This is a genomic window from Symmachiella dynata (assembly GCF_007747995.1).
Taxonomy (GTDB): Bacteria; Planctomycetota; Planctomycetia; order Planctomycetales; family Planctomycetaceae; genus Symmachiella; species Symmachiella dynata.
The window spans coordinates 941,515-966,184 of record NZ_CP036276.1; the positions used below are offsets into that span (position 1 = coordinate 941,515).

The 24,670-nt window shown below is 57.0% G+C and carries 20 protein-coding genes; 15 read left to right on the forward strand and 5 right to left on the reverse strand.

Going from position 1 to position 24,670, the window contains the following annotated elements:
- Positions 1-237 precede the first annotated feature (237 nt).
- The 5 genes from Mal52_RS03625 (at position 238) to Mal52_RS03645 (ending at position 4,278) form a co-directional block, all read left to right on the forward strand.
- Positions 238-1,191 (forward strand): DnaJ C-terminal domain-containing protein, encoded by a 954-nt coding sequence (locus tag Mal52_RS03625; protein ID WP_145374365.1) that lies wholly within the window; start codon positions 238-240, stop codon positions 1,189-1,191.
- Positions 1,192-1,298: 107 nt separating this feature from the next.
- The gene (locus Mal52_RS03630) at positions 1,299-1,682 is read left to right on the forward strand and encodes a hypothetical protein (RefSeq protein ID WP_145374366.1); all 384 of its coding nucleotides are present in this window, start codon (positions 1,299-1,301) and stop codon (positions 1,680-1,682) included.
- A 156-nt stretch (positions 1,683-1,838) separates the two neighbouring features.
- Entirely contained in the window at positions 1,839-3,221 is a 1,383-nt protein-coding gene (locus tag Mal52_RS03635; RefSeq protein WP_145374367.1) for an acyclic terpene utilization AtuA family protein, read from the forward strand.
- On the forward strand, positions 3,218-3,577 hold the full coding sequence (locus Mal52_RS03640) for an AtuA-related protein (RefSeq protein ID WP_145374368.1): 360 nt from the start codon (positions 3,218-3,220) through the stop codon (positions 3,575-3,577). The genes Mal52_RS03635 and Mal52_RS03640 overlap by 4 nt, the downstream gene beginning before the upstream one ends.
- 8 nt (positions 3,578-3,585) lie before the next feature.
- Positions 3,586-4,278, forward strand: a complete 693-nt coding sequence (locus tag Mal52_RS03645; RefSeq protein ID WP_145374369.1) for a phospholipase D-like domain-containing protein — start codon at positions 3,586-3,588, stop codon at positions 4,276-4,278.
- 62 nt (positions 4,279-4,340) lie between these two features.
- On the opposite strand, the gene mutM is transcribed toward Mal52_RS03645, so the two are convergent.
- Positions 4,341-5,186 (reverse strand): bifunctional DNA-formamidopyrimidine glycosylase/DNA-(apurinic or apyrimidinic site) lyase, encoded by an 846-nt coding sequence (gene mutM / locus Mal52_RS03650; RefSeq protein ID WP_145374370.1) that lies wholly within the window; start codon positions 5,184-5,186, stop codon positions 4,341-4,343.
- A gap of 791 nt (positions 5,187-5,977) precedes the next feature.
- Between mutM and Mal52_RS03655 the strand changes: the two genes are divergently transcribed.
- On the forward strand, positions 5,978-7,264 hold the full coding sequence (locus tag Mal52_RS03655) for a beta-ketoacyl-[acyl-carrier-protein] synthase family protein (RefSeq protein ID WP_231962680.1): 1,287 nt from the start codon (positions 5,978-5,980) through the stop codon (positions 7,262-7,264).
- A 180-nt stretch (positions 7,265-7,444) separates the two neighbouring features.
- On the opposite strand, the gene Mal52_RS03660 is transcribed toward Mal52_RS03655, so the two are convergent.
- Positions 7,445-8,089, reverse strand: a complete 645-nt coding sequence (locus Mal52_RS03660) for a thioredoxin family protein (protein WP_145374372.1) — start codon at positions 8,087-8,089, stop codon at positions 7,445-7,447.
- Between the two features lie 276 nt (positions 8,090-8,365).
- Between Mal52_RS03660 and Mal52_RS03665 the strand changes: the two genes are divergently transcribed.
- On the forward strand, positions 8,366-9,427 hold the full coding sequence (locus Mal52_RS03665) for a transaldolase family protein (protein WP_145374373.1): 1,062 nt from the start codon (positions 8,366-8,368) through the stop codon (positions 9,425-9,427).
- Positions 9,428-9,822: 395 nt separating this feature from the next.
- The gene (gene purH / locus Mal52_RS03670) at positions 9,823-11,400 is read left to right on the forward strand and encodes a bifunctional phosphoribosylaminoimidazolecarboxamide formyltransferase/IMP cyclohydrolase (protein WP_145374374.1); all 1,578 of its coding nucleotides are present in this window, start codon (positions 9,823-9,825) and stop codon (positions 11,398-11,400) included.
- A gap of 30 nt (positions 11,401-11,430) precedes the next feature.
- Here the strand turns inward: purH and Mal52_RS03675 are convergent, their stop codons facing one another.
- Positions 11,431-12,603, reverse strand: a complete 1,173-nt coding sequence (locus tag Mal52_RS03675; RefSeq protein ID WP_197534638.1) for a right-handed parallel beta-helix repeat-containing protein — start codon at positions 12,601-12,603, stop codon at positions 11,431-11,433.
- A 209-nt stretch (positions 12,604-12,812) separates the two neighbouring features.
- Positions 12,813-14,447: a UDP-N-acetylmuramoyl-L-alanine--D-glutamate ligase gene (gene murD / locus Mal52_RS03680; RefSeq protein WP_197534639.1), complete on the reverse strand. Its 1,635-nt coding sequence runs from the start codon at positions 14,445-14,447 to the stop codon at positions 12,813-12,815.
- A 15-nt stretch (positions 14,448-14,462) separates the two neighbouring features.
- On the opposite strand from murD, the gene Mal52_RS03685 reads away from it, so the two are divergent.
- Complete coding sequence (locus Mal52_RS03685) at positions 14,463-16,442, forward strand: sodium:solute symporter family protein (protein WP_145374377.1); 1,980 nt, start codon at positions 14,463-14,465, stop codon at positions 16,440-16,442.
- Between the two features lie 50 nt (positions 16,443-16,492).
- On the forward strand, positions 16,493-17,776 hold the full coding sequence (locus tag Mal52_RS03690) for a mandelate racemase/muconate lactonizing enzyme family protein (RefSeq protein WP_145374378.1): 1,284 nt from the start codon (positions 16,493-16,495) through the stop codon (positions 17,774-17,776).
- Between the two features lie 113 nt (positions 17,777-17,889).
- Here Mal52_RS03690 and Mal52_RS03695 read toward each other — a convergent pair whose 3' ends face one another.
- On the reverse strand, positions 17,890-19,623 hold the full coding sequence (locus Mal52_RS03695; protein WP_145374379.1) for an NHL repeat-containing protein: 1,734 nt from the start codon (positions 19,621-19,623) through the stop codon (positions 17,890-17,892).
- Between the two features lie 524 nt (positions 19,624-20,147).
- Between Mal52_RS03695 and Mal52_RS03700 the strand changes: the two genes are divergently transcribed.
- The 5 genes from Mal52_RS03700 (at position 20,148) to Mal52_RS03720 (ending at position 24,621) form a co-directional block, all read left to right on the forward strand.
- Positions 20,148-21,437, forward strand: a complete 1,290-nt coding sequence (locus Mal52_RS03700; RefSeq protein WP_145374380.1) for a DegT/DnrJ/EryC1/StrS family aminotransferase — start codon at positions 20,148-20,150, stop codon at positions 21,435-21,437.
- A gap of 46 nt (positions 21,438-21,483) precedes the next feature.
- On the forward strand, positions 21,484-21,861 hold the full coding sequence (locus tag Mal52_RS03705; protein WP_145374381.1) for a hypothetical protein: 378 nt from the start codon (positions 21,484-21,486) through the stop codon (positions 21,859-21,861).
- Positions 21,862-22,116: 255 nt separating this feature from the next.
- On the forward strand, positions 22,117-22,659 hold the full coding sequence (locus tag Mal52_RS03710; RefSeq protein WP_145374382.1) for a hypothetical protein: 543 nt from the start codon (positions 22,117-22,119) through the stop codon (positions 22,657-22,659).
- A 247-nt stretch (positions 22,660-22,906) separates the two neighbouring features.
- Positions 22,907-23,593 carry a YoaK family protein gene (locus tag Mal52_RS03715; protein WP_145374383.1) on the forward strand — a complete coding sequence of 229 codons (687 nt, stop codon included), beginning with the start codon at positions 22,907-22,909 and terminating at the stop codon, positions 23,591-23,593.
- 95 nt (positions 23,594-23,688) lie between these two features.
- The gene (locus Mal52_RS03720) at positions 23,689-24,621 is read left to right on the forward strand and encodes a MauE/DoxX family redox-associated membrane protein (protein WP_145374384.1); all 933 of its coding nucleotides are present in this window, start codon (positions 23,689-23,691) and stop codon (positions 24,619-24,621) included.
- Positions 24,622-24,670 lie beyond the last annotated feature (49 nt).

Sequence of the window (24,670 nt, forward strand, 5' to 3'; positions counted from 1 at the left end):
TTGACGGTACGCATCACCCCGCCTGCCGTCAATCGTATGCGGCGGATCGCACAATGCAACCCGTTACAATTCCGCAATCCGCTATAAATTCACGTGTCTGTTCCATAAAATAGCGTTTTCACCTGCGCAAACCTCAGATGATTGACGCTAAGGGTGCAGGGGATTACAAATGGCTTGCAGAAAAACCGGTGACCGGCACTATAGATTCACGATCCCCCCGTTTGAGCGTTCCTGTCCATGTCCGTCGATTATTACAAAACCTTGGAGATTTCCCGCGAAGCCTCGGCGGACGAGATCCGTAAGGCGTACAAGAAGATGGCACGCAAGTATCATCCCGATTTGAACCCGGATGATGCGGTCGCCCAACAAAAATTCAACGAAATCCAAGAAGCGTACGACGTTCTCAACGATTCTGACAAACGCGAACAATACGACCGTTACGGCACCGCTTTTAAGGGAGGCCAAGGTCCGCAGCCGGGGTATAGCTATAGCTGGAAAGAAGGCTCCGGTGGGCCGGGCGGATTCAGTGATCTGGACCTGGGCGACCTCTTCGGGGGACAAGTCGACCTGGGGGGCATGTTCGGCGGGGGTGGCAGCCCATTTGGACGCCAAACCGGCCCGCGCGGCCGCCGCCAGCGGGCAACAAAAGGCCAGGATCACCGCCTGGAAATCGATATCCCCTTTCATGTTGCCGCCGAAGGGGGCGAGCATCGTCTGGAACTGAGCCGTGACGGCAAGCCGGAACGCCTGAACATCAAGATTCCCGCCGGCGTCGACAACGGCAGCGTCATCCGGCTCGCCGGCGAAGGCAGCCCCGGCTCCGGCGGCGGTCAGAACGGCGACCTGCTGGTCACCATTCGTGTCGCACCCCACCCCTATTTTAAACGGGATGGAAACAATATTCTGGTGGAGGTCCCCATCACAGTTTCCGAGGCGGTCTTGGGGGCCAAGGTGGATGTTCCCACCCTGAATGACGGCAACGTGCTTCTGACTGTCCCGGCCGGTTCCTCAAGCGGCACGAAATTGCGGCTCCGCGAAAAAGGTGTGCCCGACCGCAAGACCAAAGTCCGCGGCGATCAGTTCGTCACTTTGAAAATCATCGCCCCGCAAAATCTCGGATCCAAGGCCGATCAGTTGATGCGGCAATTCGCCGACTACGAAAAAACCAATCCCCGCGAAAACCTCTGGTAATCGCTCCCATAGTTGGTAGGCTCGTAGGATTGGTTTCAATTGCGCGATCAGACACCGATTGCCAAACGGCCGACGCTGACATGACCCTGGAAAGGCAGACCGGAAATATGACCGCCGCACAACGGTGTTTTATCGTTTTCATTTGCGGACTGTCGGTAGTTCCCGGATCACTGTCCGCACAGGACAAGCCAACGACAGTCCCGGCAGACACGCCCGCCACACAAGGCCTTCGTGAGGTCGATCCTGCGAACCTAGAGGAGAAGCGGCAGCTCACCTTTACGGTGGGAGTGATGGTCCTGCTCGGCATCACAATCACCGGGCTGGGGCTGTTATTGGTCGTAATTCTGTGGGGGCACCGCGTCCGCCGAAAATCCCGCGCACCGCTCCCCGAAGCTTCGCGGGGTGACGACCTGTTCTATCTAAAAACCGGCAATAAACCACAGCCGGATACGACGGTCATTCCCCCCAAACAGTCGCCCAACGATGAGTGATCCTGGGGCGGCTGGCAGCGACGTTGGCAATGCATCAGGGTGCCATTGGCTTAGCCAGTGCGAGACACATTTTGCTGAATGATGGACAGACACTGGCACACTGACGGAACATGAAATCGTGACCAAATTCGATAAAAAGCGGCGGCGGAATCGATCATGACAAGCATTCGAGTGGGCAATGCCGCTGGCTTTTGGGGCGACAATCTCGACGCGCCGCGGCTGCTGTGCGAATCCGGGCAGCTGGATTACCTCACGCTGGAATACTTGGCGGAACTCACGCTCTCCATTTTGGCACATCTCAAGTCGCGAGATCACAATGCCGGTTTCGTCAGCGATTTTCCCACCGTGGTGGAAAGTCTGATTCCCCAGTTGCGCGCGCAACCGAATCTAAAAATCGTCACCAACGCCGGCGGCATGCACCCCTCTGCCTGTGCCGCCGCCGTCTCGGGAATTCTCCAAAAAGCGGGCATGAACGACGTGCGCGTCGCCGCTGTGGCGGGCGATGATCTGTTGCCGCAACTCGATACGTACCTCGCCGCCGGTGAGCCGTTTCAGAACCTAGAGACCGGCGAGGCGCTGGATCAAATCCGTCCGCAAATCGCCAGCGCCAATGCGTATCTCGGCGCAGCGGGAATTGTCCAGGCGCTTCGACAGGAGGCGAGAATCGTCGTCACCGGTCGCGTGGCCGATGCGTCACTGACCGTCGGGCCGGCCGTGCATGAATTCGGCTGGGACTGGACCGATTGGAATTCCTTGGCGGCGGCCACGGTTGCGGGGCATCTGATCGAGTGCGGCGCGCAGGCAACCGGCGGTATGTTTTCGGAGTGGGATCGCCACGGCGCGCCGCTCGCGCTGGCGAACGTCGGTTACCCGATTGCGGAAATCTCTGACGGCGGCGATGTCGTAATCACCAAACCTTCTGGGACTGAGGGGGCGGTCACCGTCGCCACCGTGGCGGAGCAACTGGTGTACGAAATCGGCGATCCGGCGCACTACCTGACCCCCGACGTCGATGCTGATTTTTCGCAGGTGACACTCACACAAATCGGCGAGGACCGCGTTGCTGTTGCCGGGGCGCAGGGCGGACCTGCACCGGAGAACTTTAAGGTTTCGTTGGCCTATCGCGATGGATATATGGCGACCGGGAGTTTGGTGATTTGTGGACGCGGCGCCATCGCCAAGGCGCGTGCGTGCGGACAAATCATCCTCGACCGTGTGGCCCGCGCCGGGGTGCATTTGCAGCGGACAAACATCGAAACACTCGGCGGCGGCGACAGCGTCCCGGGCGGGTGGCCCGATCGACCGGAGCCGTGGGAGGTCGTGCTGCGTGTCACGGCGCACGATCCGTCAAAGCCCAACCTGGAACGATTTCTCCGCGAATTTGCTCCGCTCGTCACGGCCGGTCCCCCTGGTGTGACAGGGTACACCGGTCCGCGTCCCAAGCCGTATCCGGTGATGGCCTATTGGCCAACGTTGATCGCCCAGACGCGCGTCACCCCGCAGGTCGAAGTCCGCGCCGCTGGAGATTGGACACGATGAACAACACAATATCCCTCAAAGAAATCGCACACGCCCGCTCGGGCGATAAAGGGACCGGCGCCAACGTCGGCGTGATCGCCTATACCGCCGCCGGATATGCGTTCCTGGAGCAAGAACTCACATCCGAACGTCTAACTAAACATCTGCACGAATTGCATCCACAAGGCGTCCAACGTTACTCGCTGCCCGGGATCCGGGCCTACAATTTTGTTTTACCCAGCATTCTCGACGGTGGCGCGAGTCGTTCGTTGCGGATCGACAGCCAAGGCAAGGTGCTGGCGCTGGCGGTACTCGAAATGCAATTGCCGCGTCCGGAGAACTTGGCACAGATGCAACCGAAATCACACCAGAGCTAGGTCAGACTATGCACGACGAACAACTCGCGGAATACCTCACCGAGACGCTCGAGGATTATCGGATGTCTCGGGCGGAGAAACGGGAACTGGCTAAGCGATTGACGCACATCGACCTCGATAAACATCGCTTGGCACGCTGCCACAGCTTGGCCTTCGATATCGCGCGACAATCGACCGTACCGGCGAATGCCGATTTGACACTCGATTGGTTAGAGGAAGTCACCAAAGTCCTGCGCCGCTCTGCTGAGGAATCCCCGGAAGGCAACACCGATACTTGCTTTAGTCCCGGCGATCATTGTTGGCAAAAAATCAACGGCCTGTTTCGGGCAGCGCGGTCCCGCGCGGATGTTTGCGTGTTTACGATCACCGACGATCGCATCACAAACGAAATCCTCGCCGTTCACAAGCGGGGCTTGAAATTGCGGATCATCACCGACAACGACAAAGCATTCGATACCGGCTCCGACACCGAACGTTTGGCCAAAGCGGGGGTGCCGGTCAAAATCGATCGGACATCGAATCACATGCACCACAAGTTCGCTCTGTTCGACCGCAAACAATTACTGACCGGTAGTTACAACTGGACCCGCTCCGCTGCACAGTACAACGAGGAAAATTACATCATCACCGACGATCGCGCCCTGCTGGTCCCGTTCGAAAAAGAATTCGAACGCCTTTGGAAAGAGTGCGACGCGTTTTAGTATTTGCAACTCGTGTTTATGTGTCCCGGGAGGGCGAAGCTCCTGCTGAGCCGCAATTGTCGTTAACGGAGCGGTTGGCATACCGGGCAGAAAAACGTGGAGCGCTGCGCCTGCACGATCCGCTGCACCGGTGTTTCGCGGCATTTGGGGCAGAATTCTTCCGCTCGTTGATAGACCTGATGCGAGTTTTGATACGAACCGTTTTGATTGAGTGCATTGCGGTAGGTGCCATCGGAGAGCGTCGAGCCTTCATGCTCGATTGCTGTGCGGAGCACGGTTCGTGTAGCGGTCGCCATGCGCTGGATTTGAGGCTGCGTGAGTTCATCGGCCGGCTGCTGGGGATGAATGCCTGCGCGATGCAAAATCTCGCTGGCGTACAAATTGCCAATCCCGGCGACGAACTTCTGGTCCAGTAAGGCAACTTTGATCGCCCGCTTGGTCTTTCCACAGACGACTTTCCATTGCCGCTGCGTGATCTTCAGCGCATCGACGCCCAGATGCGGCGGGGCCAGCCGCTGAGTCAATTCCGCAGCTGAGTACAACGAGAGGGTCCCTAAGCCGCGACGGTCCCAAAACCAGAGTGACGAGTCACCCCCAGGATGCTCAAAATCCCAACGCACGCGCAAGTGTCCACGGTCGGGAGGATCGTTGAGCAGTAGTAGCCCGGTCATCCGCGGCTCAATCACAATGGCATCGCCACTGGACAATTGGAACACCGCCCGCTTGGCGATGCGGGTCACTTCAACCACCTTCTGCCCCAAGACCCGTTTGGTGATCCGCGGCCAAGTGGGGTTCATCGTGATCGGCTTGCAGGGGCAGCGGCACTTTTTCATGGCGGTAATCACACGTCCTTCGACGCTGGGGCGAATCCCCCGCACCATGGTCTCTACTTCCGGCAGCTCCGGCATTTCATCTGATCCTTGGGGCCAATGGATGTCCGTTTATTAAGATGCCTGTTATGACCGAAACCGATCCGGAGGGGAACCAACGCAGGAGAACGGTGCCTGGGGCACCGTTTTGAGTTATTGTTTTGTTGCCTGGGGGACAATATATGTACATGCGAACACTTTTTTGATGGGTTTACGTTGGACTTTGCCCGGGCCAGTCTTGCTAACGGGGGCGACTTGGATTGCCAGGGCTTCGTAAAGCGGATTTCGGTCTGGGAAGTTTGCTAGTCGTGCACGCATTCTGTCAATTGTTCTTGACATTCGTCCATTCGGAAGGTGTAATACTTACGCCTGATATTGAGTGAATCTTAGTTTTCTGCGGGGGTGGGACCCCTTGGATTGCTGGATTTTGTTGGGCAAGCAAAACGCTGAGGGTCTCGTTGCAGAGGCTCTCACATGTGTCTTGCTGGGTGACACTCTACAAGTATGACTGCCTGTCGCGGTCGGATTCTCGCACGATTTTGTGCGATAAACCGAAGGTTCTCTCTCTAGAGATCCGTTCTCCTTGAGAGATCCGTAGCGTGCAGGTGCAAGGAATTGCTGCTATGTCGATGCAATCGGACCGAATGGACTTCTGGTTAAGCAACGGTTCGTGAACATGTCGATAATAGTGGCACGCGATTGAGTTGCGTACGCTCCAAAAACAGTTTGGACGGCCTCTGTAAGGGACACGCAGGGGATTAGTGAACGAAATTGGCGTCCGGTTGCAGGAAAGCTGCGGACGAGCCTCATTGATTGTGGGTCAAGCTATGATGGCTGAAACTAGCCCCCGTGTTGTAATCACGGGTGTGGGTGTTGTTTCACCGGTCGGTATCGGAAACGATGCGTTCTGGCGCAATCTCTCTTCCGGTCGATCGGGTATCGATTTCATGGAAGCTTTTGTCCGTTCCGATTTGCCGTGCAAATTCGCTGCCGAGGTGCAGGACTTTGACGCGATGGGCTATTTGCGGCAACGGAAAATGCTCAAAGTGATGTCCCGCGACATACAGCTGGGCGTCTCCTCAGCCAATCTGGCGATGGAAGATGCCGGTCTCAGCCGCGGCGATGTCGACCCCGACCGCCTGGGTGTCGAGTTCGGCGCTGGCCGGATCTCCTCCACACCCCAAGAATTGGCCCAAGCAGCCAGCGACTGTGCCGACGCTCAAGAAGCCTTTGAATACACGCGGTGGGGCGAAGGCAGCATGGGCAAGATTGCCCCGTTGTGGCTGCTCAAACAACTGCCGAACATGCCCGCTTGTCATGTCTCGATCGAGTTCGATGCACGCGGCCCCAACAACACAATCACCAGCCGCGATGCCTCAGCATTGTTGGCATTGGCCGAAGCGACACGCACGATTCAACGCGGCGCCGCCGACGCCATGATCGTCGGAGCGTGCAGCTCCAACGTCGATCCTGTCGATATTGCCCGGATGAATTTGATGGACAGTTTGTCGCACAACGGCGAAGATCCTAAGCGAGCCTGCCGGCCGTTCGACATGAATCGTGACGGCAGTATTGTGGGCGAGGGAGCCGCTACTTTTGTTGTCGAGCTCTACGAACATGCCGTTGCCCGCGGTGCCGATATTTACGCCGAAGTCATTGGCTTGGGCGCCGGTTGCGACGGCACCGGCTATGCCAACGGAGCCGGCGGAACGGGACTGGTGCGAGCCATCCAAAAAGCACTGCAACAGGCGCAGTTGCGACCCGATGAATTAGGCCACATCAACGCCCATGGCAAAAGCACGCAGCGGGACGACTTGGTCGAAGCACGAGCCTATCACCGTTCGATGGGGACCGCTGCTGAACGGGTTCCGGTGACAGCGATGAAGAGCTATTTCGGCAATTTCGATGCCGGTTCAGGAGCCGTCGAATTGGCCGGCACCGTGCTGGCCTTGCGACATCAGCAAATCCCGATGACGCTCAACTACGAAACGCCCGATCCGAACTGCCGCCTCAATGTGATTCACGGCAGCCCGATGCGATCCCGCAGTTCAGCCGCGATGACCGTCAACCGCACCGACGTCGGCCAATGCGCCGCCGCCGTACTGCGTGCCGTCTAACGGCGATCCCATCGACCTCTGATCGGGTTGCCACTGCTGGCTTGTCCGGTAAAGCGTAGGTCATGCTGTGCATGACGAATCTCGAACGATTCACGCTCTCCCAAACTACGTCATGCACAGCATGACCTACTGGTTCGTTTGGCGATCAGTGTCAGACCGTCGGTGGCTGGTGGTAAACGATCACTTCGTCTTCCTCCGACGGCGGGCGCGACTCTTGCGTTCGTAGCGTACGCCGCAACCGATGGCGACGGTTTCTTCCGTTTCTGGTTTCTTGCCGGCTAGTGCCGCTTGGACCGCCAATTCGACGTAGTTTTTCGTCACCTTTTTGGGGTCGGTGGAATCGTCCATCGCTCCCATGTAGATGATCTTCCGCTGTTTATCGAGCACGAAGAATTCCGGGGTGCGGGTCGCGCCGAACTCGCGGCCGATTTTTTGCGATGCGTCGAACAGATAGGCGAAGGGAAACTTTTTTTCTTTAGCCCGCTCCTTCATCGCCGGTAGCAGATCCGCTTCTTCGCGGGTGTTCACGCTCAAGGCGACGACGGCGATTTTGGATTTCTCGCCGGCGTGTTTCTTGGCGAACTCGATGATGCGGTCTTCATACTCAACCGCATAGGGACAAGTATTGCAGGTCACCACCACGACGATGGCCTCTTTGTCCTTCAAGTCGGCGAGTGAATGTGTATTGCCGTCGGTCCCGGGCAGATCTTTCCAGACCGGGGCAGGGTCACCAATGTTGCGTTCCGGATTGTACTTGCCCGCCGATGTGGTTTCCGCTGTAACCAAGACAACCAAGGTCGCGACAATCAAAATCCAACTTCGCATGGCAATCCCTTGAACTTTTTTGGGTGGGAGAAAAACTGCGAGCGGATGAATCGAGCTTAGCTAGCAGTTCACGTTATTTTAACCGTTCCGCCCATCATCGTTCAACAGGGCTACTTTTCTTGGGGAAACTCAACCGCTATACTTCGGTCGCAGACACGTTAATAATGGCAGTACGGAGCACACGGAGATTTGCTCTGTTTCATCCGTGTCCAAGTCAATTCGCAGCGACATTTCAGTCGTCCAGCATACACAACTTTAGGCTTCCGGAGATCGATCATGACGACCCCCTTGGAATCACTCATTGCCAGCGGAACCAAACTTTGGCTCGATAGTATCGATCCGGATCTCGTAGCCACGAATCGCGCACAAGGTGCGACGGGAGCGACTTCGAATCCGATCATCGTGGGCGACTTGATCAAAACAGGCCGCTTTGACGACCGGTTGGCCACGCTGATGGATGAGGGATTCGACGACGAAACGGTGGCTTGGCAGGTGACGAATCTGCTGGTCAAAGAAGCGCAAGAAGTCTTTTCGGATGTGCATGAGAAAACCCGCGGCAATGACGGCTACGTCAGCTTCGAGTTGGACCCGTTGTTGGAAGACGTCGAGTGCAAACTGTCGACCGAAGAACGAGCGGCGGAGTATATTGAACTCGGCAAGAAATGGGCGGCAGGTCAAAGCAACCGCATGATCAAAGTCCCTGCCACGCCGGGGGGATTGGCGGCACTGGAAGAACTCGTCGCTGCGGGGATCACCGTGAATGTCACGTTGATCTTTAGCGAGCGGCAATATCAAGCGGCTCGTGACGCCGTCTGGCGGGGAGCACAGCGACGCGATTCGCTGGACAACTTCAAATCGGTCTATAGCATTTTCGTCAGCCGCATCGATGTCTACACGGCCAAGCACGTTGCCGAGTTGAGCGAAGCGGCCCAAGGCATGGTGGGGATCGTTAATGCCCAACGGTTGTGGCAGGACAACCAAGCATTCTGGGCGGACAAAAAATTGCCGCTGGATCAAGAGATCATCTTCGCCAGCACCGGCACGAAGAACCCCAACGATCCCCCGCAAAAATACGTCGCCGCTTTGGCAGGTTCAGACATCCAAACCAATCCGCCGGCCACGAACGATGCGATCCAAAAAATCGACGGCTTAACATTCGAGCGCGCGGTCGACCAACTGCCGCCACAAGAGGTCCTCGACGACATCGACGCCAAGGTTGACTTCACGAAGATGGAAGAGACGTTGATGGAAGAGGGCTTGGCCAAATTTGCCGACCCGCAGAAGGCGCTGCTTGCACTGATCGCTGAGAAACGTAGCACCTTGCAGGCGGCGAAGTGAGACGGCACGCTGCCCATCAACCGTTCGCGCGGGTGCCACTGGCGGCTTGTCCGCCAGTGCCGTACCAGGCTGAGTTTTCCTTGTCCAGGGACGTCGTTCCACGTGCGCACTGGCGGGCAAGCCGCCAGTGGCACCCCGAATCATGACGACTGAATGCTGAATGTATCGCTGTCGTAACTAGATATTTACAAGTAGTTTCAAAACCCTCTGGCGCGTCACGCAAACACTGGTATATTAGATTCCTGAACAGGCGCAACCGGGTTTTGAAACTGGTTCCAGCATCATAGCGTGCATTTGACGCCACTAGGGTCGTGCGATACGATCGGCTCCGTTTGGTTGCGTCTCCGCTTCCGCACCATGTTTCAGTCGTTATCTAAGTCTCAGGAACCGTTCCAATGTCCGCCCCCCGTCGCGCGTTAGTCAGTGTCAGCGATAAGACCGATCTGGTCCCTTTTATTTCCGGATTGGTGGAACTCGGTTTCGAGATCATCTCGACCGGTGGCACGCGGCGCACGCTGCACGATGCGGGGGTGCCGGTGATGGATATTTCGGAGTACACGAAATTCCCCGAGATCATGAACGGCCGCGTGAAGACGCTGCACCCCAAGGTGCACGGGGCGATTTTGGGACGGCCCGATTTGGCTGACGACCAAGCGGCGATGGCGGAGCATGGGATTATTCCGTTTGAGTTGGTCGTCTGCAATTTGTATCCCTTTGAAGAGACCGTTGCCCGCGAGGGAGTGACCGTTGCCGAAGCCATCGAGCAGATCGACATCGGCGGCCCGAGCATGATTCGGTCATCGGCCAAGAATCACGCCTACGTGGGGGTCGTGACGAGTGCCGCTCAATACAATTCGGTCTTGTCCGCTCTCAAAGCTGGTCCGCTGTCTGAAGAGTTGCGGCGGAAGTTGGCAGCGGCGGCGTTTGAAATGACGGCCCGCTATGACCGAGCCATCGCCAACTACATGGCGGGTGTCACGGCCGAGAGTGACGAGGATGCAGAAACCTTTCCACAGACTTTGTCGCTCGACTACGAGCGGCGGGCGACGTTGCGGTACGGTGAGAACCCGCATCAACAGGCGGCGTTTTACGTCGAACCCCGCGCCGGTGAATCCACATTGGCGGCGACCCAGCAATTGCACGGCAAGGAACTTTCGTACAACAACCTGTTGGATCTCGATGCGGCGTTGGAATTGGTCCGCGAGTTCACCACCCCGGCGGCAGTGGTCCTCAAACACAACAATCCTTGCGGCGCAGCCATTGGCGACAGCTTGGCGGCGGCGTTTGAAGCGGCCTATGCGGGCGACCCGATTAGCGCGTTCGGCTCGATCATCGGTTTCAATCGTCCGGTCGATTTGGCGACGGCGGAGCAGATGTGCGATCCGGGGAAATTTGTGGAAGCGATCATTGCTCCTGGTTTCGACGACGATGCATTCGAGGCGCTCACCACGCGTCCCAAATGGAAAGCGAACGTGCGGTTGATGAGTTGTCCCGCCTTGGCAGAGCAACGGCCGGAGAGTTTCGCCACGCGCACGGTCGGCGGGGGAGTTTTGGTGCAGACCCGCGATGATCGTCCGGAAGATCCCGCCCAGTGGCAGGTCGTCACCGAGCGGCAACCGACGGACGAGGAGCGGACGACACTCGATTTCGCTTGGAAGATTTGCAAGCACGTTAAATCCAACGCCATCGTATTCGCCAAACAAGGAGCGGTCGTCGGTGTGGGAGCCGGGCAAATGAGCCGGTTGGATTCGGCGTTCATTGCCGCCCACAAATCCGAAGGGCGTGCCGTGGGGGGCGTGGTCGCTTCCGACGCGTTTTTCCCCTTCCGTGATGGAGTCGACGAGGCAGCCAAGGCGGGGATCACTGCGGTGATTCAACCGGGCGGTTCGCGGCGGGACGACGAAGTCATTGCGGCTTGCAACGAACATGGCATGACGATGATCTTCACCGGCTGCCGACATTTCCGGCATTAACAGTTGCGGGGAGCAAGTTCGCACGTCGTTTCACTGCCGCGAGAACATGCGCTGAAACGCCTCTCCCAGGACCTGCTTAAAAACCTTACGCCGTCCTGAGGCAATCACGTAGAACGCGATGCCCAGAAAGGGCATGAGCAGGACAATGGCGACTGCCAAGACCGTGCGCCACGATCCACCCGGCAAGTAGGATCTTAATGGACGCTGACCGGTTTCGTTCGTGGTCGGTTCCGGTACGGAGGACGATTCGGTTGGTTCTTGCGGAGCCGCCGCCTGTTTCAAGCCAAACCGTAGCGCGCGTTCGTAAGGCGGAGCATATCCTTGGTTGATGTTGCGATAGCTTCTCCCACGCATATTGACCTTCTCGAATTCCTTACCCACGCCATCGCCGATCGCCAAGCCGTTGATCACGAGGTCGCGAATTTGATCTTCCAGGCGAAACACGATTTTGGAATTGTAGACGGCACAGTCGCTGACGGAGACCAAGGTGTTTTTTTCCGAGCCACGCAGGCGAAAGCAAATGTCGTTGTCGCGAAACACGCAGTTCTCAACGGTGGCGTTGATATGTTCCTTGAGGTTTAGAGCGGATTGATTTTTGATTTGGCCGCTTCCCCAACCGTAGAACAGGCTGTTTTTCACATCCAGATGCGCGCGAGGCTGGTTATCGGCGCATTTGGTGTCGATCGCATTTTCGCCGGGACGTTCGCCGGCTAGAAAGTCAGCCGCTGCTTCTTTGAGGGGGCCGGTCCAAAATGTACAGTTCTCGATAGTGACGTCATCCCACTTATTGCGATCGGGGTCGAACTGTACGGCGTCGCCGGAGACATAGTAAATTTCGCAGTTGCGAATCGTCAGGTTTCGCGGACTGCCGGTAATTCCATGCGCGTCTTGTTGCCTCAAAAAGCTGCCTGCTAAGCAATGGTGGATTTTGCATGATTCGATCGTGACGTTTTTGCCGCTCACAAAAATTCCGTTGCTGCGAGAATTCCGAATCTCGCAATGCCGCAAGATCACATTGTCCGCGCGAATTTTAACGAGGTTCCCGTCGTACCATTCGCCGTCGATCAGTTGGTTTTCGTAGGTGCCCGATTCGTCAATGATCAGCCGCTTGGTCTGATTCGGTTCAGGCGATTCTAGGCAGCCAACCGGTTCGTTCGTGCCAATGACCGCCAACGGCTCCGCGGCGCGCGTGACACAGGGCACCAAGCAGCTTGCGAGGATGGCGAACGCAACGTGACTGAAAAATTGTCGCGGCTTAAACATAGTCGTGGATTCAATGGGAGAGCGCAATGGGAGTGCAGGGGATGGTTTGTACGCTGAAACATACGAGGAAGCGCTCGAAACTACAGCCTAACATTGTGCCCAGACCGCGTCAAAAACCCTTGTCTGTGGCAAGCTGTTTTTTACAAAATTTATCCGGCTTTGCAGCCTGAATGATTGTTGACTAGGGATGTGAAGGCGTTCCCGCGTTCGCGGAAATCGCGAAACCAGTCATAACTGGCACAACCGGGCGATAGTAACACAACATCACCCTGAGTAGCCCGCGCGTGACACCACCGCACTGCCTCCTCCAAGTTGCCAAAGCGCTGGAAATCGGCTGCGGATCCTTCGGCTTGCAGGCAGGTCTGTAATTGCTCACCTGTTTGCCCCAGCAGCGCGATTGCCTTGCAGCGCGTGCCGATGAGCCGCGCGAAATCCGTCAGGTCAATCCCCTTGTCGTACCCGCCGGCCAACAGAATGATCGGAGCGGTGAAGGCCTGCAAAGCGGCAGCCACCGATTCGGGGGTCGTGGCAATCGAATCGTCATAAAACTGTCGGCCGTCGATCTCCGCGACCAATTGCAAACGGTGCGGCAAGGCTTGGAACGATTTCAACCCCGCTTCCACTGCGGTGAGCGTCGCACCCAGCGATATCGCACAACCTGCAGCCGCCAGTGCATTTTGAAAATTATGGGCTCCCGGCAACGGCAACCATTGAGCGAGCGGAAAACGTTGTGCGGCGCAGCCGTCAAAATAGACCGCGTCGTCGCCCTCGCGATAGATGCCGGGTTTGTCGTGTGGCTGCGCGGAAACAATCAACCGCCGCGCAGGCGTTGGCCACTGCATAACGTCGGAGTCGTCGGCATTGAGAATCGCCAACTGATCGCTGCGTTGCCAGGCAACGATGTTTTGTTTGGCGTGGCGGTAAGCCTCTAACGTGCCATGCCGGTCGAGGTGGTTGGGAGTAAAATTTGTCACAACAGCGACGTCGGGTTGCGGATGCAACGGCGCCAAGTCTTCCAACTGAAAACTGCTGAGCTCCAGGACGACTATGTCGTCGCCGGCGATCTCAGAAACAAGCGGCAATAGGCTATGACCGATATTGCCCCCTAAATGACAGCGACGTCCGGCAGCGGTGAGGAGGGCGTGAATCAGCGCAGCGGTTGTCGACTTGCCGTTGGAGCCGGTGACGGCAACGACCTTGCCGCGATTGTGTTTCCAAAACAGATTCATTTCGCTGGTGACTACGGCACCGGCGTCACGGCCGATCTCGAGAAAACGATTCGTGCGCGGGACCGCCGGACTGGCCACGATCATTTCGGCGTTTGAAAAGTCAGCGGCGCGATGTTCACCCAGATGGACAGCGGATATCGGCAGATCACGAATCGCCGCGAGCGACTCAGCCAGCTCCGTTTCGCTGCGGAGGTCGGCAATGGTCACCTGGGCGCCCTGGGCGGCCAAAAATTGGACCGCACCGACTCCGCCACCAAAACCACCCAACCCCATGACGGTGACACGTTTCCCTTGGTAATCCATTCTCGTCTTCATCACTTTGAAAATGCTGCTCGGCACGATAAATCCGTGACCGGACCGTTGCCAGACACGCACGTCTACCAATTTCCCCTGGTCGCGGAAAGGGCAAATTCTCCCCGGCGGTTTGCAACGTTGATCGTCGCCCGGTAGGCTGGTCGAGAACTTGGTTTGCAACCCACGGTGGTTGGCAGCCTGAATCGGTGTCGTCCCATCGTCGCTGGTTCCACTAGGTAACGATTTTCTCTCACAAAACATCGAGATCCCCCCACTATGTCTCTGTTGTTCGCGCAGGCTGTCCCCGACGTCAATAAATATATGGGTTTGGATATCGCCGATTGGTTGGTGCTGTGCGCCTATTTGGTTGGTGTCACCGCCATTGGTGTTTGGTCCTATAAAAAAGTCCATGATATGTCCGACTTCTTTATGGGAGGTCGACGATTCGGCAAAGTGTTCATGATGTTCTTCGCCTTTGGTGCGGGTACCAGCAGCGAACAGGCGGTGAGCGTGGCGGCCGGTTCGTTTCGCTATGGGTTGGCGGGGATTTGGTATCAATTCCTGTGGTTGTGGTCCACGCCGTTTTATTGGATCGTCGCTCCCGTCATGCGCCGTATGCGGGCTTTGACCACCAGCGACTTCTTTGAATCCCGTTATGACACCTCGACGGCGACGTTGTATTCGTTTCTGGGAATCACTATGTCGATTGTCTTTATTGCCGGCGGTTTGTATGGCTGCGGCGAAATGGTGGAAGGGCTTTCCGGTGGGATCAACCCGGAAACCGGCCGCGCCTATTTTCCGAAGGAAATTGCCATCGCTGCCATGACGGTCATGTTTGTGTTGTACGGATTGGCCGGAGGGTTGGGAGCGGCGATTATCACCGACTTTATTCAAGGCGTGTTGACGATCATCTTCTCGTTTCTGTTATTGCCATTTGCTTTGAATGTCGCCGCACAAGTCGCCGGCACCGACGGTGGATTCGCTGCCTTGCAAGCGGGAATTCCGGGACGACCCGGGGACGAGATGTTGGGGCTGACGCTCACCGAAGAAATGACCAAAAGCATGGGGCTGGAACCGATCACAACGTTTTATGTGATCGCTCTGTCGCTGACCGGCTTGGTGGGGATTGTTGTGCAACCGCACATTATGGGTGTTTGTGGAGCGGGCAAAACTGAGTTTGAAGGGCGGTTTGGATTCACCGTCGGTAACTTCATCAAACGCTTTTGCACGATCGCTTGGACCTTCACCGGTTTGGCCTGCATCATTATTTACCTTTCGCCCGGCAGCGATTATCTCAGCGGCGAAGAGTTGACCGTCTTGCAAGACGATCCGGCTGCCATGACCAGTTTTGCCAATCAAGTGTTCGGTCGTGCGGCCCATGATATTCTGCCAACCATCAGCCGCGGTTTGGTGGGGTTGTTAATGGCGTCGTTGTTGGCTGCGGTGATGAGCACCTGTGATGCGCAAATGGTCGTCGGATCGGGGTTGTTCACGGAAAACATTTACCGGCGGTTCCTTGTGCGGAACGGCAGTGCAACCCATTACCTGTGGGCTGGGCGGATTTCCGGGTTGGCAATTGTGGGCCTGTCGTTGTTGATGCTCACGCAGTTTGAAAACGTGATTCAGGTGCTAACCCGATATATCCAACCGATCCCAGCATTCATGGGGATGTCATTTTGGTTCGGCATTACCTGGCGGGGATATACACCCAAGGCGGTTTGGGCATCGACGTTGGCGACGGCGACCGCTTGGTATTTGACGACATCGCACAAGCCGTTTCAATTCATTGCCGCCCTGGGAGATTCGGAGTTCCTGCAACGCAACATCGACTACCTGCCGGGCCTGTTCCGTGGTTGGATGTATGAGTTTGTCCCCAGTATTATGTTGGCGAATTTAAACGACGCCGGGGAGATCGTGTCCATTAAAACGAGCCTGCCGTGGCAGATTTCGATTTACTTGGCAGCCGGAGCTATTGCCGGAATTGTGGTGAGCCTAACCACGCGCCGCACACCGACGGAAAAACTGGATCATTTCTTCCAATTGATACGGACTCCCGTTCGTAAGGGTGAAGAAATTGAGACTCCTTGCACATTGCCTGAAGACCATCTGCCGACTGAAACTGGCAAACTGATTCCGCTAAAGGACTTGGAAATTCCCACTCCCAGTGTACTCGGCATGGTCGGATTCGCCTGTGCCTGGGCTGTGGTGGGCGGTATCATTTGGCTCACCATGACCTTGGCAAAACTCGGCACGTAATCCTGATTGGTGACAAATCTACGCATCATTTCCATAGTGTTTACTAGAACATGCCGCACTCCGTAAAAAGCATCGAAACCATCTGGGTTGATCTGCCTATAAGGCCGGTGCCGGCGCGGAACATGGTCCGGGAGATCCCGCACTGGACCTTGTTCGAGATCTGCATTGTCACGCTCGATTGCGGCATCGTCGGCTTCGGCGAGACGATGGTCTATTACACGTGGGGCGAAAGCACCGTCACCGATGCGGCCAAGAATCAGGTGATTGGCAAGCACCCGGCGGAAAACATGTGGGACGACTCACTCGGCGCCGGCTTGCAAATCGCCCTGTTCGACGCCGCCGCCAAGGTCCTCGATGCGCCGCTGCATCAAATGCTTGGGCGGCAAGTCCGCGATGGCTGCCATCTCTCTTGGTGGGACATCGACCTGCCCGCTGCGGATTGGATCAGCGAATGTGAATTGGCGATTTCCCAAGGGTACACCGCCTTCAAGTCCAAGGGCCGCCCCTGGTGGGACCTCATCGAACAAACGCGACAACTGTGCGCCACTCTGCCCGATTATTTCGAAGTCGACATGGATTTCAACGGGTTCGGCATCGATGCGGCGCATTGCACGCGATTGCTGAAGGAAATGGAACAGTTTCACCACGTGGTGATGTTCGAAAGCCCGTTGCCGCATCATGACGTTGCCGGGTATAAGCATTTGCGACAACACACACATGTGCCGCTGTCGATGCATACGCAAACACACATCGGCGACCCGTCGCTGGAAGTTGCGATTCGCGAAGAGATGGTCGATGGATTTGTGCTGTGCGGCGGGGCGACAAAAATCCAGCGTGAGGCCCATTTGTGCGGCCAGTTCAACAAGTCGTTTTTCCTGCAAGTCGTCGGCACGAAAATCGCCGCCGCCTTCGGTTTGCATCTGGGAGCCGTCTTGGAAAATGCCCGTTGGCCGGCGGTCAATTGTCATCAGCTTTTCGAACGTGATTGCGTTCAACAATCCATTCCTGTTTCCAACGGTCTGGCAACCGTTCCGAACGAGCCGGGCTTGGGGATCGATTTGGACGAAGAAGCCATCGAGTTATTCCGCACCGAGCCCCAGGACAAACCGTACCCGCATCCCGAGTTATTGATCGCCATTCGCTGGCCGGCGGGGACCACGACGTATTACGCGCATACCGCTCAGTTCTGGGAGGACTGGCATGCCGGGCGACTGCCGTTTTTCCCGCGCGGGGTCAACCTGGAGCACATCGCGAACGACGGCACGGCCTCATGGAAGGACCTACGCAGCCGCGCACTGGCCGGAGCGGTCCATAGCCAATCCCCACCGTTTTGAAGCACCGCCGCTCAGACGACACCCCGTAGGGCAGGCTCCCGCCTGCCGCCATGCTCATTTGGACATTGCAAGCCAAAGGTGATTCACGGCAGGCGGGAGCCTGCCCTACATGACTAGGCGTTGCCGAGCCAGCGCGGCAGTAGATTGAGGTGGGCAAAGAGAGGCGTTTCGCCCGCTTCGGTATGCGCTGTTTCTGCCGATCCAAGACGGTCTTTCTCCGGGATCGTCGCGAATAGCGACAACTCGACATCGGCAATCGTGACCGGCGTGGGCTGATACATGCGGAACACCAAACGAAATCGCTCAGCCGGTTCAGCGACATAAGCCCACAGTCCATGCTCGACGGATTGTTCGGTCAGTTGAATCTGTCCCAGTTCTTGGATTTCCGGCCGTTTGTTCTTTCCGTGCCAACAATACAAGTCGCAACCGAGTTTTGCATTTTCGTCGGCTTGGCCGTGAAATTTCAGTTGCAGGAAATGCTGCCCCGGCAGCGACCCCGATTTGGGTGCGCTATTGCGATACCCTGCGCCTGTGTAAAACACAACTTGTTCGCTGACGGTAATCACTGGACCGTCGGACAACGGCTTGACCCGGTTCGATTCCGGATCCACATAACTCCAACCGGTTGCCAATCGGCCCGTGCTGGCGATGGGCGGCATGACGATTCCCACAATCCGCTCGCTGGCCTGCTCCTCGATTCCCGGATCGGTGTAGGGTGTCCAGGTTCCCGGCCAGACGTCGGGATACTGTTTAGCGGCTGCAATGAAATGGGGCGGAGCAACTTCCGCATGTTCGCTGTGCAGCGAGAGCGTCGTCGGCTGCGAGACTTCCGGCAACGGCACGCGGTCCTTCCACAGTTGGAAATCAAAATCGTCCGCGCGGTCATCGGGCAGGGGGATCAGAGTGAATAGCGACGGCGAAGGAAACCCTTCCACCGAGGGCAGGAACAGTTCTCCCTGATAGGCCTTGGTCTGGCGGTCAAAAAATGCGAGCCGCGGCGGAATCTGCGGTTGTTTCGATGTCTCATTCCGCCATTGTGTGACGCCGCACACGATGTGCTTTTCCGTGACATGAATGCCGCGGACCCATTGAAAACTGTTTTCCCAGGTGGGCTGTTGGATCGTCACCGGCAAGACATGGTCCGGGCTGCGGCCTGTCATTTGCATGTCGCCGACGTTGTCGTAAATCAACACTTCGCTGTTGCCGGTGGCGGAGATATAAAAATCTCCTTCGTGGACGAATCCGTCGTGCGGAAAATTCAAACCTTCCAACACGACTTCGCCCGTGTCGAAGCAGATGACTTTTCCCGTCCGCGTGCCATTCCAGTTTCCGCACGTTAAATAGATGCGGCCGTTGTGTTCGGTAATATGATTGCAGTGAACCAGATCGGTTGCGGCGGGATTTCGCTCCAGGGCGGTTTCGGCGACAGCGGGGGAGATGTCCCACAAATAATGGTGTTTGACAAAGTCTCCCTCGGGCGTGAGTTCGTCGATCGCATCCATATAGGAATTCGCGATGAACAGTTTGCCACGGTCCTTGCTGAAGTGCAGATGGTGCAAATCGGCAGCTGCCCGCGCGCCGATTTCCCACTCCGGTCGCCGCACCGTCCGCTCCAATTCGTAGCGGACTTGTCCGGCCGTGGTGTTCACACGATAAAGGTAAAGCGCCGCCGAGCTCAAGACGTACAGCAAGTCATCGACCAGCAGTGCGCCACGGAATCCGCGTCGCTTGAACGGTTCGGCGATATCTGTGATCTCAAAATGTTCCCAACTCGCTGTCAGCGGATCGAGAATACCGATCGCCGCTTGGTTGCTGGGGCGAGAATCAACTGCCAGAAGCAATCTCATATTGGGGTCGCCCTGGGGGTCTCGGATCTAAAAAAACAAAGACGACGGTGCACAATCCCGTCAAAAACTCCGGGTGGAGCAAGACGTTTATTAAAGATGGGCATTTAACGCAAGATCATTTCCGTGCACCCTTTGCGCTCGCAACGGTAACTCGCGGTTTTTTCATGGTCCGACTATTTCAAAACGAGCAATTGTGCCGCCCTTTCAGGGCTGGAACTCTCGACCGTCCCCCGAACCCAGGGCGGCGAGGAGTTCGCTACGCTCACGCCGTCTTGCCCTGGGCTAACTTGTCGTGGCCCCTTTCGGGGCGAATTCACCAGCCCCAACGGGGCCACACATGTCAGCCCAGGGCCAAGCGCAGCGACGCCCTGGGTTACGTTGACCGCGCACCAAGCCAGCCCTGAAAGGGTGGCACAATTGCTGACGTGCACCTTCGTCCCGGCACATTCGCAAACGTTCCCCAAACACGATAAAATCCCAATTTGCTATTTTCCCGCGCAGTCATTTCCGGAGCGATTGAAAACATGAGTGAACTAGCCCTATTGGGTGGTCCCAAGACCGTACAGATTCCCGAGCCGAAATGGCCCATGTGGAATGACGAGGACCGGCAAGCGGTCAACGGGGTGTTGGAGAGCGGGAACTGGTGGATGTACGCTGTCGGCGATGCCGAACTGGGCGGGGCGGAGGACAAACCCCAGCGCAGCCAAGTGGCACAATTCGAGGAAGAATTCGCCGCGCTGCACAAGGTGAAACACGCCTTCGCCGTCACCAGCGGCTCGACGGCGCTCGATATCTGCATGCGAGCCATCGACCTCAAGCCGGGCGACGAGGTGATCACCACCCCCTATACGTTCATCGCCAGCGCCACTTGCATTCTCAATGCCGGCGCGCTGCCGGTATTTGTTGATATCGATCCTGACACGTTCAACATCGATCCCAATCGAATCGAAGAAGCGATCACCGACCGCACGCGGGCGATTCTGCCGGTTTATTTCGCCGGCGAAATCGCCGACATCGAAGCGATCCTGAATATCGCTCAGCGGCACAATTTGAAAGTCATTGAAGATTCCGCCCAGGCGCCCGGTGTCGCCCTGGAAGGCGATCGCTATGCCGGTTCCTTCGGCGAAGCGGGGATCTTTAGCTTTCAAGCTTCCAAGACGCTCAACAGCGGAGAAGGGGGGATCATCACCACCAACTCCGACGAAATGGCGGAGATCGTTTGGAGCCTACGGCACGTCGGCCGGACCAAGGAAAGCTTGTGGTACGAACATCACCGCATCGGCTGGAACGCGCGGATGACCGAATTCTGTGCAGCCTTGTTGCGGACCCAACTGAAAAAACTCCCCGCTCAAAACTCCCAACGGATGGCGACCGTCGAACGGTTCTTTGAACGCATCGCCGGAGTCGAAGGTTTCGTGCCGGCCAAATTGCATCCCAAAGAAACGCACCGCGGCCACTACCTGGTCCTGTTCCACTACGATGCCGCCGCCTGGGACGGCCTGCCCAGAGAGAAGTTCCTGGAAGCGATCAACGCCGAAGGGGTTGGCGCGATTGCCGGTTACACATTCCCCACCTTCGACAATCCGCTGTTCCAAAAAACTGATTTCTGTTCCCCCGCCTCGGTCTATATGGTCGGCCGCGACGCCCCGGTCGATTACAGAACATTCACCGAAAAATGCCCCGTCGCCATCCGCGCCTGCGAAACCGAAGCCGTCTGGATGATGCACACCCCGTTTTTAGGCACCGACGCATATATCGATCAACTGGCCGATGCGGTGGTGAAGGTGCGGGAGAATTATCGGGATTTGTTGTAGTAGTCGTGGCCTGCTATTCGTTGTTTCGATATTTGCTGGCAGAAAAATGACCAAACTGACACCAATGGGATTGTTGTTTCGGACCGTTTGCGAAGAGACAGGCGGGCAAGGAATTAGTCGCGTCGGCGTGATCTCTTCGGCCAACCTTTGCGACAAGGCTGTTTGCACACGAATTGAGGCGTTACTCGCTGACCATGAATGGCAGAAGTGCTCGTCGTATCTGCACGGTGACCCAGGCGAGGACTGGGCTCAGTGGTGCGTGGTCTTCTGTGAATGCGGGCGTGCCTATTTGGTAGAAGCGGTGTTCTATATTGAGTTGTATGTCAATGACTTCGTAAGAATCATCAGGCAACTTTCCGAGTTCGAACGGGTGGAGGTAACGCAGCACCTGCGCAAGTGGCATCAGATTCGTGAAACCTGCTGATTCGCGGGTGGCCCCGAAAGATCCTTTCGGGGCGGCGCAGCCGCAGGAGAGTGCGAGCGGATGGGGAGCAGGTTTTGATGTCCGCAGCGCGCGGGAATTGTGGTAACGTTCCGGGTTAAGCGGCAGACCAAACTGCGGACTCCTGCCGACTTCGTCGGCCCAGAAAGAATCTTTCTGGGCCACCTGCACATGATTGAGATTTCGTAAAACAAGGTTCGCTGACTTAACGTAACTCGAACAAGGAGGCTGAGACCGATGTGGAATGTCAAAGCAACAAAGGCGGCGCTGGCTCTGGTGATTGGCTCCACGACCCTCTTCGCTCTAACGACCTTCGCCGCAGACTCGGCAGGCCAACCATCGAACCATTTCCGTGTGCGTGTTACGGATGTCATTGCGGTCGACGACTCGGTCGTCAAACAAATGCAGATTGAAGCAAAACCTGGTTGCAAAGCAGAAATCACGTCGGACAAGAAGGGTGGTGGGGGACTGTGGACGACAGCAGGGAAAGTCGAGGACAAGGGACTAGGTCTCATCACAGTCACGATTCTCGTTGATCGCGTTGAGTGGAAGGCTGGAGAGGTGAATGCGCTCAAGTTTCTGATGGCCATCGATGGTAATAACAGCAAGGCGCTCATGTCAGACTCAGGTCCGATGAGCGCGGGAAAGCAGCTGAACGAATTGCTGTCCGTTGCAATGAAATCCGGCGAGTACGAATACGGCAAGACAGTTCCGCTGCTGAAATTTAAAGACAAAACATACTCCCTGACCGTTACAGCCCCGCCAGCATCCCCCCGATAGCCAGCAGCCAAGCCGTGACCCGCTGATGCGGTGGTGAAGGTGCGGGAGAATTATCGCGGGGCGGCGCAGCCGCAGGAGAGTGCGAGCGGATGGGCAGCAGGTTTTGATGTCCGCAGTGCGCGGGGAATGTGGTAACGTTCCGGGTTAAGCGGCAGACCAAACTGCGGCCTCCTGCCGACTTCGTCGGCCCAGAAAGAATCTTTCTGGGCCACCCTCTCAATTCTTTCCAGGGAATCGCGCCGACACCATGCAAGTGACTTCAAACACTCCCGTGCGAACGCAGTTGTTATTGGCGGCCCTGCTGGCGACCATTGCCGGATATGTTGATTCGTATGCCGTTCAGAAGTTTGCGGTCTTTGCTTCTTTTATGAGTGGCAACACGACTCAGACCGGATTGCATGCGGGGCTGGGACAGTTTGCCGCCGCTGCACACCAGTTTTTGCCGATCCCCTGTTTCGTGGCCGGCGTTGCTGTTGGGGCATTCCTCCTGGAAGGCGAGCTGAAAAAACCGGTCCGCCGGTTATGTGGTTTGGTCGCTGTCATGCTGGCGGTCAGTGCGGTTGCGACTCGCTTCGGTTCGCTCGCAAACACGGTCAGCATCATCGCGGCCAGCTTTGGGATGGGAGCGATGAATACGGTCCTGTCGCAGGTGGGACGACAATCGGTGAGCCTGGGTTTCGTGTCGGGTGATTTGAATCAAATCGGCCGCCACTTGGCATTAGCGGTCCGAGGAACGCCGCTGCCCGATGCCGTCTCGGCAGGGAATACACGCTGGCGCAGGGCGGGTGTGCTGGCCATCGTGTGGTTGTGCTTTCTCACCGGTGCGGGACTGGCGGGCGTGTGGATGCTGTTTCTCGTAGAATGGACTCTGATCCCGCCCTTGATTGTCTTATGCTACTTGGCAGCTTTTTACCGCAGTCCACAGTCAAGTTGACATAGCGCCAGTTCCAACGGCCGTCGCAAGCTAACTTCCATCCGGCTCAGTCGGACCACTACGGTCGGGTGTTTTGAAACAGCGGGAGTGATTCTGTGAGCGATTCAACCGACACGACGCAATCGGCGGGCGGGACCTTGGGCTGGGAGTCTTTTCGCTTCGCAGTGGCTGCCTTGCTGTTCGCGACCGCCGTGATCAAGATCGTCAACATGGCACAAATCTTGACCGGTGGCGGCTTGCTGGGCACGATGCCGCGTCTGGTGGCCGTGACGACCTTCGAAGCGGCGGTGGCGGTCTATCTGATTGTCGGCAATCGGTGTTTGGCCTGGCTGCTGACGCTGACGACGTTCGCGATCTTTGTCGCATCGACGTTATATGCCATTTCGATGGATCAGCCTTGTGATTGCTTCGGCGGAAAATTGGAGCCTGAGACGGTCGTGGTCATCGACGCTGTCGTGTTGCTGCTGACGGCGTGTCTACGTCCGCGTCGCTGGCAGGTCGCTTCACCTAAGCTAATCCGACAACTGACGGTTGTGACCGTGGTGGCCGGTCTCGTTGCGGGGGTGGCGGTTTGGCGCTATGACGTTCTCTTGGAGAAAGAAAGGTCGCGCTTACTGGTGGCAGAGGTGCTGGTCGGCAAGCCATGGCCTCTGAACGGACAAACGGACCCGCGACTGTCGGAACTGGACAGCGGCAAATGGATGATCTTGATTGCGCGGCAGGACTGTGGTCATTGCCGAGAGATGGTCGCCCGATACTTTGCCGATCCGGAAACACATCGCCCCGACGAACGAACGGCATTTTTTGTTTTTGGCGGGCGCGATCCCCAGTGGCGATTTCAGCTGGACCGGGTCGCTTTCGATCCGCCAAGCGAAGCCCTGCTCAGTTGGCCAGACGGTGAGCCCTACGTCATCAACCCGGCAATCTTTCTGGTGGATAATGGCGTCGTTATAGACGCCGCCGAGGGGACAGAGTCCGAACAATTCTTAGGGTCACTATTGAGCGGTCCCGAACCGGCAACGCCATAGGGGCTACGTGTGGGCGTGTTTCAGATCGAACGACCGTAGAAACTAACAG

Bases quoted from the DNA above. Each gene is read 5' to 3' on its own strand.
- Mal52_RS03660 (WP_145374372.1), bottom strand. From the start codon at position 8,089: ATGCGAAGTTGGATTTTGATTGTCGCGACCTTGGTTGTCTTGGTTACA.
- Mal52_RS03655 (WP_231962680.1), top strand. From the start codon at position 5,978: ATGGCTGAAACTAGCCCCCGTGTTGTAATCACGGGTGTGGGTGTTGTT.
- Mal52_RS03685 (WP_145374377.1), top strand. From the start codon at position 14,463: ATGTCTCTGTTGTTCGCGCAGGCTGTCCCCGACGTCAATAAATATATG.
- Mal52_RS03640 (WP_145374368.1), top strand. From the start codon at position 3,218: ATGAACAACACAATATCCCTCAAAGAAATCGCACACGCCCGCTCGGGC.
- Mal52_RS03690 (WP_145374378.1), top strand. From the start codon at position 16,493: ATGCCGCACTCCGTAAAAAGCATCGAAACCATCTGGGTTGATCTGCCT.
- purH (WP_145374374.1), top strand. From the start codon at position 9,823: ATGTCCGCCCCCCGTCGCGCGTTAGTCAGTGTCAGCGATAAGACCGAT.
- Mal52_RS03705 (WP_145374381.1), top strand. From the start codon at position 21,484: ATGACCAAACTGACACCAATGGGATTGTTGTTTCGGACCGTTTGCGAA.
- Mal52_RS03635 (WP_145374367.1), top strand. From the start codon at position 1,839: ATGACAAGCATTCGAGTGGGCAATGCCGCTGGCTTTTGGGGCGACAAT.
- Mal52_RS03665 (WP_145374373.1), top strand. From the start codon at position 8,366: ATGACGACCCCCTTGGAATCACTCATTGCCAGCGGAACCAAACTTTGG.
- murD (WP_197534639.1), bottom strand. From the start codon at position 14,447: ATGTTTTGTGAGAGAAAATCGTTACCTAGTGGAACCAGCGACGATGGG.
- Mal52_RS03710 (WP_145374382.1), top strand. From the start codon at position 22,117: ATGTGGAATGTCAAAGCAACAAAGGCGGCGCTGGCTCTGGTGATTGGC.
- Mal52_RS03715 (WP_145374383.1), top strand. From the start codon at position 22,907: ATGCAAGTGACTTCAAACACTCCCGTGCGAACGCAGTTGTTATTGGCG.
- Mal52_RS03695 (WP_145374379.1), bottom strand. From the start codon at position 19,623: ATGAGATTGCTTCTGGCAGTTGATTCTCGCCCCAGCAACCAAGCGGCG.
- Mal52_RS03700 (WP_145374380.1), top strand. From the start codon at position 20,148: ATGAGTGAACTAGCCCTATTGGGTGGTCCCAAGACCGTACAGATTCCC.
- Mal52_RS03645 (WP_145374369.1), top strand. From the start codon at position 3,586: ATGCACGACGAACAACTCGCGGAATACCTCACCGAGACGCTCGAGGAT.
- mutM (WP_145374370.1), bottom strand. From the start codon at position 5,186: ATGCCGGAGCTGCCGGAAGTAGAGACCATGGTGCGGGGGATTCGCCCC.
- Mal52_RS03625 (WP_145374365.1), top strand. From the start codon at position 238: ATGTCCGTCGATTATTACAAAACCTTGGAGATTTCCCGCGAAGCCTCG.
- Mal52_RS03630 (WP_145374366.1), top strand. From the start codon at position 1,299: ATGACCGCCGCACAACGGTGTTTTATCGTTTTCATTTGCGGACTGTCG.